Origin of the sequence: Bradyrhizobium sp. AZCC 1588, from assembly GCF_036924735.1 — a bacterium.
In the GTDB taxonomy this organism is placed as follows: Bacteria; Pseudomonadota; Alphaproteobacteria; order Rhizobiales; family Xanthobacteraceae; genus Bradyrhizobium.
This window is the reverse complement of sequence record NZ_JAZHSC010000001.1, coordinates 2,779,260-2,793,464: the sequence shown is the minus strand read 5'-3', so window position 1 is coordinate 2,793,464 and position 14,205 is coordinate 2,779,260. Positions and strand designations below refer to the sequence as shown.

The following is a 14,205-nucleotide window of genomic DNA, read 5'->3' as shown; positions in this document are numbered from 1 at the left end:
GCACTTACCGGCTGTTGCTGATGAGGTTGCGACGGGCGTCGTTGACGACGGAATCGATGTGGGCGGTCATGGCTGCCGAAATCACCGCATCATCGGGATCCGAAGGAGCTGTGGTGGCCGAGGCGACCGCGATAGATTCGGGTGTAGCGGCTGGCTGATCGGTCGGTTCACTCGTGGCCGCCGGCTCCACAGCTTTGGCTGGACTGCTGTCGATGCGAATCCTGGCGCCGTCGGCAAGGTCCGTGCGGGCGGGCGAAAGCACAGGGGTGCCCTTGGATATGTCGCCGAGGATCTCGATGTTGCGGTTGCCGCGGACGCCGACCGTCACCGGCACACGTTTGATGCGGCCGTCATCGACCATCTGAACCGAACCGGCTGCGACGGCCTCTGCCGGCACGACGATGGCCGCCTGCTTCTCGCGGAAGATGATGTTGACCTCTGCCGACATGCCAATTCGCAGCGGCGTATCCTCTGGCAGCCGCAGATAAACGCGGAAGGTCTTGCGGGTCGGGTCGCCCTTCGGCGTGATCTGGGAGACCGTGGCCCGCAGGGCCCTTCCGGGGAAAGCCTCGCTTCGCAGAAAAGCCTTCTGGCCGGTTGCGATGCGGTTGATCTCCTCCTCATTGATTTCGGCGACGACTTGCATCGGCGCAGGCGGTCCGACCCAGAACAAGACGTCGGTGGGGCCGGCGATCTCGCCAACCTCGCCGTCGCGCCGCAGGACCATGCCGTCGAGCGGAGCTCTCAGCAGCAGCGAATCGAGCCGTACCTTCTGCGCGGCGATCCGCGATTTCGTTTCCTCGAGCTTGGTCCAGCGCTGCTCGTAATCGGTGCGCGCGGCGTCGCTCTTGTCGCGATCCTTCTCGGCGCGCGCCAGATCGCGTTCGAGCTGGCCGCGATTGATCTCCATCTGATCCAGCGCGCTGCGCTCCTCGGCATCGTCCTGGCGGCCGAGGACCTGGCCGGCCTTCACGACCTGTCCCTCGCATCGACAAAGCTCGACCAGCCGGCGGCGCTGCAGCGGCACCACTTTGGCCCAGCGCTCGGGCTCGACGGTGCCGGTTCCGTAAACCGCTTCGGAAACCGGCGCGAGGCCCGCAATGCTGGTGGTCACCAACGGTGCACGAAGCAAATGGGGATAGGCGTAATAGCCAGCCCCTGCGGTGGCGACGGCCAGAATGCCGGTTGCGATCAGATGCTGCAATTTCATGGCGCGTCCCCTCACTCAGAAGCCAAACCGTTTGCGCAGGCCCGATGGAACCTGGTCGAGCAGATCACGAACATCTTCTTTCCTTGCATTCTTCATTGGAGCTGCCGACGTGGTCTTGGGAGATGCCTGCAACACCGTGGTGTTGGATGGCGCCGGCTGCGGGGTAGCAGGCGACGGCGTGGCGGCTGGCGCTGGCTGCACGGCGGCGGGTGCAGGTGGGGGCGCAGCCGGCGCGGGTTGGTCCGGGCTGTCCAGTGCTCTTTCGATTTTCGAAGCCTTGTCGGAAGCCTTGACGGAGTCCTTAGGCGCGCCAGCAACCCGAACGGCGCGCCATTCTCTTGCAGCCACCACGGCACGGCCGATCTCATCGCTCGTCATCTTCTTCATAAGAAGGGACATCAGTTGTCGCGCACCGTTGCGGTCCTCGTCGAGCTTGCTCGCGGAAGCGACGATGTGGGCCCAGGAATAGGCCTTCACATTATCCTTCGCTACGCCGCGCCCGCTCGCGTAGAGGCCGGCGACGATCAGCATGGCGTGGGCATGCCCCTGATCGGTCGCGCGCAAGAACCAGCGAAATGCCTCCTGGTCGCTGCGCGGACGACCGACGCCTGACGAATAGAGCGCCCCGAGATAGAACTGGGCCTCATCATCGCCCGCTTGCGCCGCCTGCTCGTAGCGAGTGGCCATGTCCCGATCGGACGCGGCGTCGGCAAGAGCGGCATGGGGGGCCGTCAGCACAGCGAGGCAGCAAGCCATAACGACGACGGCTCGCTTCATGGGCCCCGAAATCGCGTCACGAACGCCCGGCCGACATGAGCGGGTTGAGACTGGATTGATCGATGGGAAATTCAGAATGCGCCACATTGCGTACACGCCTTCAGCTTGTGTCTTTCGCCCCAGAAGCGTCTAAGCCGCGCTTGGCCACAGCACCTCTCGCGAACAAAAGCCTAGCTCATTCGTGCGCTGACAAATGTGCGACCCATCACATATCCAGCTCGCTGCTGCTGGAACCGGCGTGGCCTGTCGTGAATGCATCTGGGGCAACTGCGGCCAAGATGGTCGACTTCAGGACGCAGTATTGGCAGGATTGCTCCTGGAGCTGCCACCATGCCCATCGGCGAACTCTTCATTCTCGGCTTCTTCGGCAAGATCGTTCCGGATTGGCTGAAGGAATTTGCAGCCCGCTACGGTCTCGGTGGGGTGATCCTGTTCGATTATTCCTGCCGGACGCGAGAATACGACAACAACATTGAATCGCCTGAACAGGTGCAGCGCCTCTGCGCGGAGATTTCCGCGTTGCCGTCGGGGCCGATGGTGTTCATCGACCAGGAAGGTGGATTGGTGCGGCGGCTGAAGCAAAGCCGCGGGTTTGCGCCGCTTCCCAGTGCGAGGGAATTCAATCTGCTGGCACCGGATCAAAAGCACGCGATCCTCACCACGAGCTTTGCCGAGATGCGGCGGCTCGGCATCCACTATGATTTCGCGCCGGTCATCGACGTCGACTACAATCCCGACAACCCCAATATCGGGAAGATCGAGCGTTCCTACTCCGCCGACATCGCCGAGGTGGAATCCAATGCGTTGCTGGCAAGCGAGGTGGCGCGGGCGCAGCGCATCGGCCTGTGCCTGAAGCATTTCCCCGGCATCGGCGGCGCGGTGGTGGATTCGCATCAGGAATTCATGGATATCTCCAAAACCCTTCGCGGTGAGCAGGAAGAGCTATTCTATTCGCTTGCGCCAACAATGTTCGGCGATGCGGTGCTGGTCAGCCACGCCATCGTCAGACAATGGGACGACCATTGCCCGATGACGCTGTCCGCGGCGGGGCTTGGTCGCTTGCGCAAGCGCCTTCCGGATACGCTCTTGATCACCGACGACATGCAGATGCAGGGATTGCAGAAGGCGTTGGGCACGCGGGAAGCTAGCCTGCAATCGCTCAAAGCCGGCATGGACATGCTCTGCATCAGCAACAATTTGTTCGACCAGGAACACGAGATGGCCGGGATTGCCGAATACATCGCAGACAGCCTGCGCGAGGGAACCTTGTCCGGTTCGGCGATCGAGAAATCGATCGCGCGTGTCGGCAAGCGAAAGGCGCTCCTGACGGCCTGACGCGGTGGACCCCAAAATCCGAAGCACATCAGGCGGACAATGTGTTGCGTTGCCAGGCCGTTGAGACTACAAGCGCTTTTTCAGCGGAAAGACCGACGATGGCCCATAATTTCGCGATCAACGACGACGTCCATCACCAGCAGCAGGGGCCGCAGGGCCGCGCCGTGGCGAAGGAACGAAGCGTCTACACCATCGTATCCTGCCTGCCGATCGAAGCCGACGGCCGCCCGCGCTATCGCATCAGGAGCAAATCCGAGAATGTCGAGCGCGTCGTGACCGAGGAGCAGATCTCCAGGCTCGGCTGACCTCAAGCCTACTGCGCCTTCTCGTGCGCTGCGGTGCCGATCGCCTTGTAGTCGTAGGTCGGATAGAACTCGGTGCGGTAGCTGCCCCAGGCCGTGTTCTCGAGGATGCGGTTGACCTCGCGCAATCGGGACGCCGGCAGCCGCAGCGTGACCACCTGTCCGATCCCCATCATGACATACCAGCTCACGACTTCGACGCCGTCAGGCGGGAAAGCCTTGTAATATCCCTGCCGCTGAAGCTGCGCGTTGAGTTCGCTCAGGGGCCGCGACTGGCCATGTTTGAGGAATACGGTGAGCATCACCGCGTTGTCGGTCGTCGGCGGGGCGTTCTCCGCCGCCGGTGCGGTTTGCGCCGCCACGCCCGAGCTGAACGTCAGGACGCCGGCCAGCGCGGCCATCGCTATCCATGATCCCTTTGCCTGCGACATCGCGGTCTCCTTTTTTGGATTCGTTGCGGGATGATTTGGGCTTCGATCATTGCGGGACTGCCGGCGCATGTAATCAGGGCGATGCCGCGAGCAAGCCGTCGCGCGGAACGGGCGTCGGGGGGAAGGGACACTCCGGCTTGGGGCGCCGACGGGAAACACATCGAGAAGCGGTTGAGATCTATTAACAAAGCAAATGCCATCACCGTTAAAGTACGGGGCTGGCGCGCTACGGCATTTATGTTCGGATCACGTATTTCGGCCGAAAACATCCAATTTCGAGTGAATTCGGCTCAATCTAGTCCGGCGGCGGGACGCGCCGGCGGATTTCTCCGTATTCTTACCGGTTAAGAACTTAACCATGAAAGAGGGTGGAACCGATAAAATAGTTATATGTCGGGACAAGATCATCGCGCCGCTGATTCGCACTTCACGAAGTGGATGGAAAACGTCACACCTCTCGAAGAGAATCCTGAGATCGTCCAGCTATCCGCCGCGCGCTCGCGTGCCGCGGAAGAGGCGGGAGCGGCGATTGCCCGGCAGTTGAACGGACCGCTGACAGCGCTGCTGCTCTACATGAATGAGATCAAGCAGCACAGCCACCAGCTTTCGCAAGGATCCGGCAACCGGCTCTACCTGCAACAGGTGGTGGAGAACGCGCTTCAGCAAACCGAACGCGTCTGCGCTCTGGTGAAGCAGATGTCGGACAATCACCCGGCGTCCGACGCCGTTCGCAAGCAGGCGAGCGAGGGTCAGGCCGGCCGCTCCGCGGATGGCGCCCGCAGGCCGGGCCTGATGTTGGCCCCGGAGTCCGGCCAGAAGCCTCTGACCAGGCGCGAGCGCGAGGTGCTGAGCCTGATCAGCGAAGGTTGCTCCAACAAGCAAGGCGCCTTGCGGATGAATATCAGCCCGAGGACATTCGAGAGCCATCGCGCCGAGGCTATGCGCAAGCTTGGCGCCCGCAACACCGCGGATCTGGTTCGCAAGGCGCTGCTGCAGCCCGCCTGATTTTTCTCGAAGCGATGCTTGCGATGCGCGGCGGCGCGGCGCGGTTTTGCGCTGCCGGAATCGGGAGGCTTGCGCACCCGACAAGTCGCCGATCACGCGGCGATTGCCGACATGTCTTTGGTAAGTGTGGTCTACGCGTCGTAGTTGGCGATATGAATAGTTGTGGGGTTTGTTGGCGCGCCACGGCCGATGAAGATGGGCACTACGCGTTCGCCGTGCCGCTATGATGAAGCATCCAAATCTGCGACTAACCTCGCGGCGTGGCCGCGACTGGCCGCCTTGGCGCTGTCAACGACGGCCTGCAGCTCGTCGACGATGCGTCGCACGCCGTGCAAGAACTCGCGGCCGGCCGGGTCGGCCGCGCGCCGCCGTTAGTTCGCTCGAACAGCCGCACGCCCAGCAACCCCTCGATACGCCGGCTGCGTCAGCTGAGATTGGATTGCGTGAGCCCGAGCACATCAGCAGCCTTTCGGAAGCTGTCGTGACACGCGGCCATCTCAGCGTAGCGTAGATGCTTGAGCTTGACAGACACGCGGACGAAACGGATGAACAGTCACGGCCGCCGACGGGCCAACGCGAAGGCCCAGTCGCGGCCCTCGCCGCGTATAATGGCTTGGTTGATCCACACCATGGCCAAGGGCTCGAGCAGGCGCGCTATGCTGAGCGGACCCGCGTCCAATGGCTCAAAGCCGAGTTCGGCGACTAACGCTCGTGCAGTGTCCTTTGCGGCGGCATCATCGCCAGCGAGAAACATCGCGGGGCGCGCCGAAAGCATGGTGGTATCTCCCATCACCTCCGCGCCGGCCTGATTGAGCGTCTTCACGACGCGCGCGCCCGGAAGCCAGGCTGCCACGCGTTCCGCGCCCGACGTGTCAAATCCGCACTCAAGCCCGAGCGCCCCATCGCGCATGATGAGCGGGTTCATGCAATCGATGACGACCTTTCCGTTGAGGTCGCCCAGGCCGCGTACGGCCGGTTCCGCCTTGCCCCACGGCAACGCCAGTACGACAACGTCCGCAGCAAGCGCGGCGGCCTGGCCCGGTGCTTCGCGTCCCCCAGTCTGGGCGAGAAAAGACGCCATGTCCTTGGCGCCGGCGGTGCGCACGCCATAGACCACATCATGGCCTGCCTTGACCCAGGCGCGCCCGAGCGCGCGCCCCACTGCGCCAGCGCCGATGACTGCAACGCGCATGACCAAATCTCCTTCTCGGCTTGGCGTGCGCTGAACTACGCGCTTCTGCGATTCACACCAGCAACGATCGGCGGTGGCGTCCAGTTATGTGGGTGCGGCCAGCCGCGATCCCAAAGATAGATCGCAAGATCGAGCGAATTATCGGCCACGTCGATGCGCACGATCTTGTTCGCCTGGATGGTCAGCAACAGCGTCTCGATCGAAGTTCCCTCGCGAAAGGTGGGCATGAGCCCCATGAATTCGCGGTCGTGCTTCCAGTGGAGATTGAAGGTGATGAAGCCGCGACCGTTGCCGCGGCTGTCTAGTGCAAGGTGTTCATCGACAAGGTCGATCTGATAAGCAAGCGTGGTGGCGAAGGCTGCCGCCCACGTCTTGAGAGGGCCGATCCCCTCGATCCCCCGTCCGCCTGGGCTATTGGTCACGACATTTGGTGAAATGATCGCGTCCCATCGATCGATCTGGGCGCTTTGGAAGGCGTCATAGAGTTCGCGTGTCAGTGTCATTGGTTCAATCCCCGAGCTGGTTTTGGCAGTGGCGAGCGTGGGAACCACGATAGCGAGCGTGCTACCGGCGATAAGGAGGCATCTGTCTATTTTCGATCATGGTCCTAGCCGGCATCGTCTATTGACATGATCGATGGGGTTGCGGCTCCTGGGTCACACTTTGGCGTGGACGAGCGGAAACTGAATCAATCTGTTCAGCCCGCGCAGCAAGATAGTCTGCTCAGATCCTTGTCGAACCCCTGTGCAGCGAGCTTGAGCCCTTCGACGGTGGTCAAATAGGGGAAGATCGCGGTCGTGAGATCGTCGATCGTTAGTTTGTGCCGGAGCGCCAGCACCGCGGTCTGGATACTGTCCGCGCCTTCCGGAGCCAGGATATGCGCCCCGAGCAGCCGCCGTGACGCGCGATCGGCGATCAGCTTGATCAGACCGCGGGTGTCCCGGGCCGCCAACGCGCGCGGCACCTGGTCGAGCCGGACCGTCGAAACACGAACATCGTAACCGGCGGCGCGCGCCGCCGTTTCCGTGAGACCGACGCTTGTCCCCTGCGGGTCGGTGAACACCACGGCCGGCATCGCCGCATTGTCGTAACGCAGCGTGTCGCCGTTCAAGGCGTTCATCGCCGCAAGCTTTGCGCCGTAAGCCGCCATGTAGACAAACTGGTCGCGGTCGGTCACGTCACCGGCAGCATAGACGTCCGGCCTGGTAGTACGCATGTGGTCGTTCACGACGATCGCACCGTTGTTCGAGGCGGCGATCCCCGCTTCGGTGAGACCGAGTTGCTCGGTATTCGGCGTCCGGCCGGTGGCGATGAGCACCTTCTCAGACTCAAGAACCTGCTCCCGGCCATTGCGTGCCACGGCGAGCTCCACGCCCGCGCCGTCCTTTCGAATCGCGCGGTATGCAACACCTGCAACAATTTTGATCCCTTCGTCTGCAAGGTACTCCGTCAGCGCTTCGCTGATTTCATCGTCGGCCTTGGGCAGCAGGCGTGAACGGCAAACGAGCGTGACCGCAACGCCGGCGCGGGCAAACAACTGGGCAAGCTCCGCGCCGATGTAGCCGCCGCCGATCACGAGCAGCGACTTCGGCAGCTCCTCGAGATCCAACGCCGACGTGCTCGTAAGATAGGGAACCGTTTCGATGCCGTGAATCTCCGGCACGGCTGGTCGCGCGCCGGTGGTGATGATGATCTTTTCGGCGTGGACCTGCTCGCCCCTGACCTCGATTCCGCCATTGACGAGACGGGCCGCCCCTTCGATATACGCAACGTCTCCATAGAACGGCAGAATGTCTGTGTACCTGGCCTGCCGCTGCTCCGTGACCAGCTCGTTCTTTTGCCGAACCGTCGCGCGCCAATCCCTGAGCTTGGCCTCTGCTTCGATTCCGGCGAAACGGGCTGCAACGCCGGCGCTATGAAATGTCTCGGCCGCACGTATTAGCGTCTTGGAAGGCAGACACCCGATGTTGGTGCAGGTGCCGCCGATGACCCCGCTGCCGATGAGGGCGACCTGCGCGTTCTGCTCGCACGCAGTGATCGCAGCCGAGAAACCCGCTGAACCGGCTCCGATGACAGCCACATCGTAGCGGCCGCCATTCTTGCCGTTCGCGATCGTGTTGTTGTTCGCCATTGAACCATCTCCTGGGCGTGTCAGCCGCCGACCGAAAGAGCGTCGAGGCGTTGGGCGGAGCCGGTGCGTGCATCGATACCCGCTAAACTTGGTCCGAAAATCGCCCGGCCGGCCTCGAGCGCTTCGGCGAGCGAAAGGCGAACGCCGCGCATGTCAGCAGGTTGATCCTTGTGCCACGCTTCGAGATGGTCGTCCGTGGCGAAGAATACGGTCACCGTGCAAAGAGAGTGCGCCGCGGATCCGCCTTCATAACGCAGGCTCAACCAGACAACCGTCGTTTCAGGACGAGCAACCGCGATTGCTCGGCCGCGGTCGCGAGTTGTGATCCTAATCGCGGTGCCGCTGCGATGACAGCGCGAGTCGATCTGAATGTCGCGCCGCAACATAGCGCCGACGCCGAGCGCGTCGACGGCGCACATGGCGTTGGCCGTTCGTCCGTCCAGCTTGACCCGCTGACCGGTGTCGCGGTCGGTGAAAGGATAGGCTCCGATGATCCGCTCGCCATCGCGGGAGAGGACGACAAGATCGCGCTGCCGGAGTTCCGCAAGCTGACCCCGGGCCTCGGCCGTATCCAACCGGGCGCGCGCCGCAAGTACGTCGATGGTCGGAGCTCGACCCTGCTCCGCGTAAAGCCCGAGTAGCGCAGCACGTACGCGGTCTTCGGCGGGCGAATAACCCGACCAACGATTCAAAATGTGTTCAGACTCGAACATCGCCAGTACCGCATCCTTGACCACCGGAGATGTGACGACCGACCAATCCGGACAGGGAACGCCGGGACGCATGATGAAACTCGGCTGGGCTGTCGCCTTTGCGGATGATGGACGCGATGCGCTGCTAGCGGTCATTGTTCAGTGCTCCTGTCTGTTGCGCCGTATTTGAACTCGCGATCCATTGCCGAAATCCGATCTGCCGCCTAACTCTGGGGTCTGTAGCTGCTACAGGCTCAAGAGGGTTTTCATGATGCGCGATCACGCTGGCGTGAGGGGCCTGCAGAGGGGCGAACTTGCCAAACGGGCCCGGTGCAACATCGAGACTGTCCGCTATTACGAGAAGATCGGATTGCTGCCGCAGCCTTCACGCACGACTGCCGGCTATCGGGTGTACGACACGATATACGAGCGACGTCTCGGGTTCGTGCTCAGAGCGCGTGAGCTCGGCTTCCGCCTCGACGAGATTCGCGCGCTGCTGCGGCTCGTCGACGAGCTCGATCAACCGTGCACGGAGGCTCGCGCTGTTGCGACGGCTCACCTCGACGATGTACGTGCGAAGATCGCCGACTTGAAGCGCATGGAACGCCTACTGAAAGACGTGATTGCGCAATGCGGCAGCAGCAAGTTGCGCGAATGCGCGTTGATCGAGACATTGTTTCGCGACGATCGTCGTGCCTTGGCGAGCACCCGCGCTTGAGTGCGGGAGGTGCGGTAGATCAATGCACACTTCGTCGTCATTGCCGGGTCGAGGAAATCGCGGATTTGTATAAGCGCCGATCGGTCATTGAGCTGTTCTTCGATGGGTCAAACACACCCTGAAATCAGCGACTCTTCCGAACCTCCGACCGGCTCAATTTCATCCAAATCCCAAAGCGCATCCGTGGCGACTGCCTGCTACCTTGCATGGGGTCGTTTTCGATATTTTTGGTTGGGAGCCACAGCTACGCGACGGCAAGATATCCTGCTTGAAGCCGCACACTCTAGCGAGGCCAGCTCGTGGAGTTCAGCGGCGAGCAACGTGGCGGCTACGCGGTCGCGCCGTTCCCGCGGGCGGACTTGTTCGTCCTGCACTATGTTCCAGAAGCGGCCTGATCATCGAATGGCGGCGCAGAAAACGGACTCTTAAGCGGGTCCTGGCGTGCTGTAGCGTAATTGGCGCGCCACGGCCGATGAAGATGGGCGCTACTGCTTCGCCGTGCCACTATGGCAGAACCATGCGGATCTGCGATAGGCCGCGCTTTCGCTGCCGCGGCTCCTCGGAGCTACTCTGACGCGGTCAGGCTGCCGTCCGTTTCATTGCGCGCCGTGGTTGTTTGGGCGACGGAATCAGAAGGTCGGCCGGCGTGACGTCGGCCTCGACTGACGCATCGGGTGCAAGCGGGATACGTTCGTCCACGGCGCTCTCGACCCGATTGCGGCCAAGCGCCTTCGCCTGGTAGAGCGCCTTGTCAGCGCGTTCACATAGCGCCTCGATGTCGGCTGGCCGGTCGTTCGCATGTGCGAGCCCGATGCTGACCGTGGCGGCGATCGGGACACCGTCCACGACACGCGCCGCCGCCGCGAAGCTCTCGCGCACGCGCTCGGCAGCCGCAATCGTCGTCTGTTGGTCTGGCCCGCTGACGATCGCGGCGAACTCTTCTCCCCCAAGCCGGCCCGCGATGCTGTCCCGCGGCAAATTGGCGGAGAGCGTGTGCGCGAACAGCCGCAGCACGCGGTCGCCCATCGCATGCCCATGGCCGTCGTTGATCGCCTTGAACCAGTCGAGATCGAATATGAGGAACGCGACCGTCCCGCTCGCAGGCGCGTTCAGACGTTGCTCGGCGAATTCCATGAAGGCGCGACGGTTGGCAAGGCCAGTCAGTGCGTCCGTCATTGAAGCGCGCTTGTGTGCGAGCTCGCTCCGCTCCTTGGTGAGCGCGAGAAAGAGATAGTTGATGGCGATGAAGTAGAGCAGGGTGAACGTGCTCACGATCGCGAACCAGAACGACCGCAGCGCATCGAAGCTGGCGATCGGTGCCTCTGCGAGCGGAGACATCACGGCGAGCGGAATGCGCACGAGAAACAGGCCGCCACCGAGCGCGGTCAGCACGATCAGCGGCCAGCGCGACAGCAGCGGCTCGGCGCGGCCCCTCCACAGCACGTAGGCGCAGCCCAGCGAATAGGAGCCCACGGCGGCTGACACGATGATCATGCGCGCCGTGGCGGAATCGTACAGCGCTGGGATCTGGCAGGCCGCGATCCACACGAGAGCACCGGCAAGCAGGACGGCGGGGCTCGGGCGCTTGCCTTCGAAGCAGCGCGCCCCTTCCAGCATTAGCGCACAGGCGCTGAACAGCACCACGTAGGCGAGGTCGACCGAATAGACGTCCGGGATCGTGCCGCGCAGGCAGAGCAGGCCAAGCGCGGCCGCCATCACGAGCACTGCGCAGCTCCACCAGGCAAGCGCACGGATCGCGCGGTTTTGCAGCCAGGCGAAGAAGGTCAGCGCGCCGAGCAGCGCCATGACTGACAGCATCAGCACGTAGATTGTCGGAACATAGAGTAGCGGCATGGTTCCTGCCCGGTCGCAGGCCCTATACCAAATCCTTGCTACGATTTGCTTGCGATAGTTGGTAAACGTCGTCGTAACGGCTTCCGAATTCGGGGATGGACGTGCAGCGCCGCCGACGCCGCGTCGGGCGGCTTCATCAAATCTCGTTCCGCGAACCTGCCGTCGGAAAGCAGAGTCGGAGCTTGAGCCCTGGCGCGTTGTCGAGCAGTTCGATCCGTGCGCCGTGGAGACGGGCAACGGCGGCGACCAGGCTCAATCCGAGACCGTTGCCCTGCGCGTAGCGGCTGTGTTCGAGCCGGTAGAAGCGCTTGAACACATGCTCATGCTGATCGGCGGGAATTCCCGGGCCGTCGTCGGCGACCGAGACGGCCGGCTGACCGTCAATGGTCTCGTGCACAACCACGACCTGCCCTCCGGCACGGCCGTGCTTGATCGCATTGTCCACGAGATTGGCGATGGCATCGAAGATCAGATCGCGATCGCCGGTCACCAGCACCTCGCGATCGCCGGCAATGGTGAGGCGGGTGCCGTCCTGCTCGGCCGCGGCATCGTACAGCTCGACCACCTCGCCGGCGATCTCCGCCAAGTCCACGCGGTGGAACGCGTCTTTTCGCGCCTGGGTCTCGATCTGCGCGATCCGCGTGATGGATGCAAAGATCCGCAAGACAGCATCGAGGTCGGCGATGGCGTCGCCGATCAGCGTCTGATCGTCGTCGCCGATGCGCGGCCCGTGCCAGGCCTTCTCCAGCCGTCCGCGCATGCGCGTCAGCGGCGTCCGCAAATCGTGCGCGACATTGTCGCTCACCTGCTTGATCTCGCCCATCAAGGTTTCGATACGGTCCAGCATCAGATTGAGGTTCTCCGCCACGCGATCCCATTCGTCATGGGTCCCGCGCAGCGGGATGCGCTTGTCGGGACCGCTGAGCATGATGGCGCGGCTGGTGGCGTTGATCGACTCGATCCGCCCTACCGTCCGCCGCGTCACCAGGATGCTCGCGACGCCGCCTATCATGAACATCAAGGCAATGCTCAAGGCCACCGCCGTCTTGATGTGATCGGTAAAGCCGTCGAGGTCGCTGATATCCTTTCCGACCAGCAGACGATCGCCGTTCGGAAAGGTTTCGACCGCCGCCCGCAGCAATGGCCGGCCGTCTGCGCCGGACGGTGGCTCCACTCCGCGAAACTCGGCCCATCCCCCCGCCGCCGTGACCGCCGGTGGCCAGGTCTTGAGATTGCCGGCCAGCGCGGCCGATGCGGGATCGACCAGAAGATAGATATTGTCGGCAAAAGTCTGGTCGGCAACGCGTTGCCGGATCAGGGCGATCAGCCCATCGCGCCCGGAGCGCTCGTAAGCGCCGCGCAGGCTGACAAGCTCGATCATGATGGCGCGGTCCGACTGGCTGCGCACATAGGAGGAGGTGGCGAGATAGACGTAGGCAAAAATCGCCGACGCTATCACGCCAAAAATCCCGATCCCGAGCAGCGCCTGCTTGAACGTCGACGAGGCGAAGGTCTTAGCCAGGAGCACGGAGACAATACCCGATGCCGCGCACCGTATGGATCAGCGGATAAGCCTGCTGACCGTCGACCTTGCGGCGAACGCGCCCGACATAGACATCGATGATGTTGGTTGAGGGATCGAAATGAAGATCCCAGACTTGCTGCAGCAGCATGGCGCGTGATACGACGCGGCCTTCGTTGCGCACCAGATACTCCAGCAACTGGAATTCCCGCGGCAACAGCAAGATGTCTTTGCCACGCCGACTGGCGGTGCGAGACACCAGGTCGATCACGAGATCGCCCACCCGCAAAATGGTCTCCTTCACGATGGTGTCGCTGCGGCGCCCCAGCGCCTCGACCCGCGCCAGTAGTTCGACGAACGAAAATGGCTTCACCAGATAGTCGTCGCCGCCGGCGCGCAAGCCGCGCACCCGATCGTCGACCTCACCGAGCGCGCTGATGATCAGGACGGGCGCGGCGTTGCCATCGTCGCGCAGTTGCCGCATCACTGCGATGCCGTCGATATCCGGAAGCATGCGGTCAATGGTGATTACGGCATAGTCGCTGGCGGCGCTGCGACGCAACGCCTCATGGCCGGTGGCGGCCAGATCCACCTGGTAGCCGCTGGTCGTGAGCGAATCCACGAGCTGGCCGGCGGTTTCCGGGTCGTCCTCAACGACCAGAATACGGCGGTGACCTCCCGTCATGGCGTTTCGTCTCCGAACGACTGCTCAAAAGCCGAACCCAGTCTGGCAAGAAAGCCGGAAGTCGTTGCGCGACTCTATGGCCGAACAAACCCACGCGTCGTCCGAGGGTTGCTTGCGGAGGCGCAAATAAGCGTGAGGCCGACGGCCGATCCGACGGCCGATCCGGCGTCCGGATGGCCGTCCTCGTTGCGACCGTCACGACGTTCCGGGCCGGAGAGGCGACCGAAGTCCGCGCGTCCACTCCGAACCCATCACGCTCGATTCTTTTGTTTGGAGCATGATCTCCGCGCTAACGCGTTCCGCGTTTGTCGCGAGGGAAAACCGGTGCCCACTTTGCACGCGGTCCCGCGG

General features: G+C 63.0%; 13 protein-coding genes and 1 pseudogene. 4 read left to right on the top strand and 10 right to left on the bottom strand.

Annotated elements, in window-relative coordinates:
- Positions 1-4: 4 nt before the first annotated feature.
- Both V1277_RS13030 and V1277_RS13025 read right to left on the bottom strand, forming a co-directional pair.
- A complete protein-coding gene (locus V1277_RS13030) occupies positions 5-1,210 on the bottom strand; it encodes an efflux RND transporter periplasmic adaptor subunit (RefSeq protein WP_334416492.1) in 1,206 nt (401 codons plus the stop codon).
- Between the two features lie 15 nt (positions 1,211-1,225).
- Positions 1,226-1,897 carry a tetratricopeptide repeat protein gene (locus V1277_RS13025; protein WP_334416491.1) on the bottom strand — a complete coding sequence of 224 codons (672 nt, stop codon included), beginning with the start codon at positions 1,895-1,897 and terminating at the stop codon, positions 1,226-1,228.
- 420 nt (positions 1,898-2,317) lie between these two features.
- Between V1277_RS13025 and V1277_RS13020 the strand changes: the two genes are divergently transcribed.
- Both V1277_RS13020 and V1277_RS13015 read left to right on the top strand, forming a co-directional pair.
- Positions 2,318-3,322 (top strand): glycoside hydrolase family 3 N-terminal domain-containing protein, encoded by a 1,005-nt coding sequence (locus V1277_RS13020; RefSeq protein WP_334416489.1) that lies wholly within the window; start codon positions 2,318-2,320, stop codon positions 3,320-3,322.
- A gap of 98 nt (positions 3,323-3,420) precedes the next feature.
- Positions 3,421-3,627, top strand: a complete 207-nt coding sequence (locus V1277_RS13015) for a hypothetical protein (RefSeq protein WP_028348539.1) — start codon at positions 3,421-3,423, stop codon at positions 3,625-3,627.
- 8 nt (positions 3,628-3,635) lie between these two features.
- Here V1277_RS13015 and V1277_RS13010 read toward each other — a convergent pair whose 3' ends face one another.
- Positions 3,636-4,055, bottom strand: a complete 420-nt coding sequence (locus V1277_RS13010; protein WP_334416488.1) for a hypothetical protein — start codon at positions 4,053-4,055, stop codon at positions 3,636-3,638.
- Positions 4,056-4,493: 438 nt separating this feature from the next.
- On the opposite strand from V1277_RS13010, the gene V1277_RS13005 reads away from it, so the two are divergent.
- Positions 4,494-5,060: a response regulator transcription factor gene (locus tag V1277_RS13005; protein WP_442894577.1), complete on the top strand. Its 567-nt coding sequence runs from the start codon at positions 4,494-4,496 to the stop codon at positions 5,058-5,060.
- Between the two features lie 553 nt (positions 5,061-5,613).
- On the opposite strand, the gene V1277_RS13000 is transcribed toward V1277_RS13005, so the two are convergent.
- From V1277_RS13000 to V1277_RS12985, 4 genes are all read right to left on the bottom strand, one after another.
- On the bottom strand, positions 5,614-6,252 hold the full coding sequence (locus tag V1277_RS13000) for an NADPH-dependent F420 reductase (protein WP_334416485.1): 639 nt from the start codon (positions 6,250-6,252) through the stop codon (positions 5,614-5,616).
- Positions 6,253-6,287: 35 nt separating this feature from the next.
- On the bottom strand, positions 6,288-6,803 hold the full coding sequence (locus tag V1277_RS12995; protein WP_334416484.1) for a nuclear transport factor 2 family protein: 516 nt from the start codon (positions 6,801-6,803) through the stop codon (positions 6,288-6,290).
- Between the two features lie 146 nt (positions 6,804-6,949).
- Positions 6,950-8,383, bottom strand: a complete 1,434-nt coding sequence (gene merA / locus V1277_RS12990) for a mercury(II) reductase (RefSeq protein ID WP_334416483.1) — start codon at positions 8,381-8,383, stop codon at positions 6,950-6,952.
- Positions 8,384-8,403: 20 nt separating this feature from the next.
- Positions 8,404-9,168: an alkylmercury lyase family protein gene (locus V1277_RS12985; protein ID WP_334416482.1), complete on the bottom strand. Its 765-nt coding sequence runs from the start codon at positions 9,166-9,168 to the stop codon at positions 8,404-8,406.
- Between the two features lie 178 nt (positions 9,169-9,346).
- Here V1277_RS12985 and V1277_RS12980 point away from each other — a divergent pair, with 178 nt between their 5' ends.
- The gene (locus V1277_RS12980; RefSeq protein WP_334420364.1) at positions 9,347-9,793 is read left to right on the top strand and encodes a MerR family transcriptional regulator; all 447 of its coding nucleotides are present in this window, start codon (positions 9,347-9,349) and stop codon (positions 9,791-9,793) included.
- 579 nt (positions 9,794-10,372) lie between these two features.
- On the opposite strand, the gene V1277_RS12975 is transcribed toward V1277_RS12980, so the two are convergent.
- The 3 genes and pseudogenes from V1277_RS12975 to V1277_RS12965 all read right to left on the bottom strand — a co-directional run bounded on the left by V1277_RS12975 (position 10,373) and on the right by V1277_RS12965 (position 13,854).
- Positions 10,373-11,647 carry a GGDEF domain-containing protein gene (locus V1277_RS12975; RefSeq protein ID WP_334416481.1) on the bottom strand — a complete coding sequence of 425 codons (1,275 nt, stop codon included), beginning with the start codon at positions 11,645-11,647 and terminating at the stop codon, positions 10,373-10,375.
- Between the two features lie 136 nt (positions 11,648-11,783).
- Positions 11,784-12,731: pseudogene (locus tag V1277_RS12970) on the bottom strand (ATP-binding protein); the annotation flags it as partial.
- A 430-nt stretch (positions 12,732-13,161) separates the two neighbouring features.
- Positions 13,162-13,854 (bottom strand): response regulator transcription factor, encoded by a 693-nt coding sequence (locus tag V1277_RS12965; RefSeq protein WP_028346485.1) that lies wholly within the window; start codon positions 13,852-13,854, stop codon positions 13,162-13,164.
- Between the last annotated feature and the right edge of the window lie 351 nt (positions 13,855-14,205).

Bases quoted from the DNA above. Each gene is read 5' to 3' on its own strand.
- V1277_RS13030 (WP_334416492.1), bottom strand. From the start codon at position 1,210: ATGAAATTGCAGCATCTGATCGCAACCGGCATTCTGGCCGTCGCCACC.
- V1277_RS13025 (WP_334416491.1), bottom strand. From the start codon at position 1,897: ATGGCCACTCGCTACGAGCAGGCGGCGCAAGCGGGCGATGATGAGGCC.
- V1277_RS13020 (WP_334416489.1), top strand. From the start codon at position 2,318: ATGCCCATCGGCGAACTCTTCATTCTCGGCTTCTTCGGCAAGATCGTT.
- V1277_RS13015 (WP_028348539.1), top strand. From the start codon at position 3,421: ATGGCCCATAATTTCGCGATCAACGACGACGTCCATCACCAGCAGCAG.
- V1277_RS13010 (WP_334416488.1), bottom strand. From the start codon at position 4,055: ATGTCGCAGGCAAAGGGATCATGGATAGCGATGGCCGCGCTGGCCGGC.
- V1277_RS13005 (WP_442894577.1), top strand. From the start codon at position 4,494: ATGGAAAACGTCACACCTCTCGAAGAGAATCCTGAGATCGTCCAGCTA.
- V1277_RS13000 (WP_334416485.1), bottom strand. From the start codon at position 6,252: ATGCGCGTTGCAGTCATCGGCGCTGGCGCAGTGGGGCGCGCGCTCGGG.
- merA (WP_334416483.1), bottom strand. From the start codon at position 8,383: ATGGCGAACAACAACACGATCGCGAACGGCAAGAATGGCGGCCGCTAC.
- V1277_RS12985 (WP_334416482.1), bottom strand. From the start codon at position 9,168: ATGCGTCCCGGCGTTCCCTGTCCGGATTGGTCGGTCGTCACATCTCCG.
- V1277_RS12980 (WP_334420364.1), top strand. From the start codon at position 9,347: ATGCGCGATCACGCTGGCGTGAGGGGCCTGCAGAGGGGCGAACTTGCC.
- V1277_RS12975 (WP_334416481.1), bottom strand. From the start codon at position 11,647: ATGCCGCTACTCTATGTTCCGACAATCTACGTGCTGATGCTGTCAGTC.
- V1277_RS12965 (WP_028346485.1), bottom strand. From the start codon at position 13,854: ATGACGGGAGGTCACCGCCGTATTCTGGTCGTTGAGGACGACCCGGAA.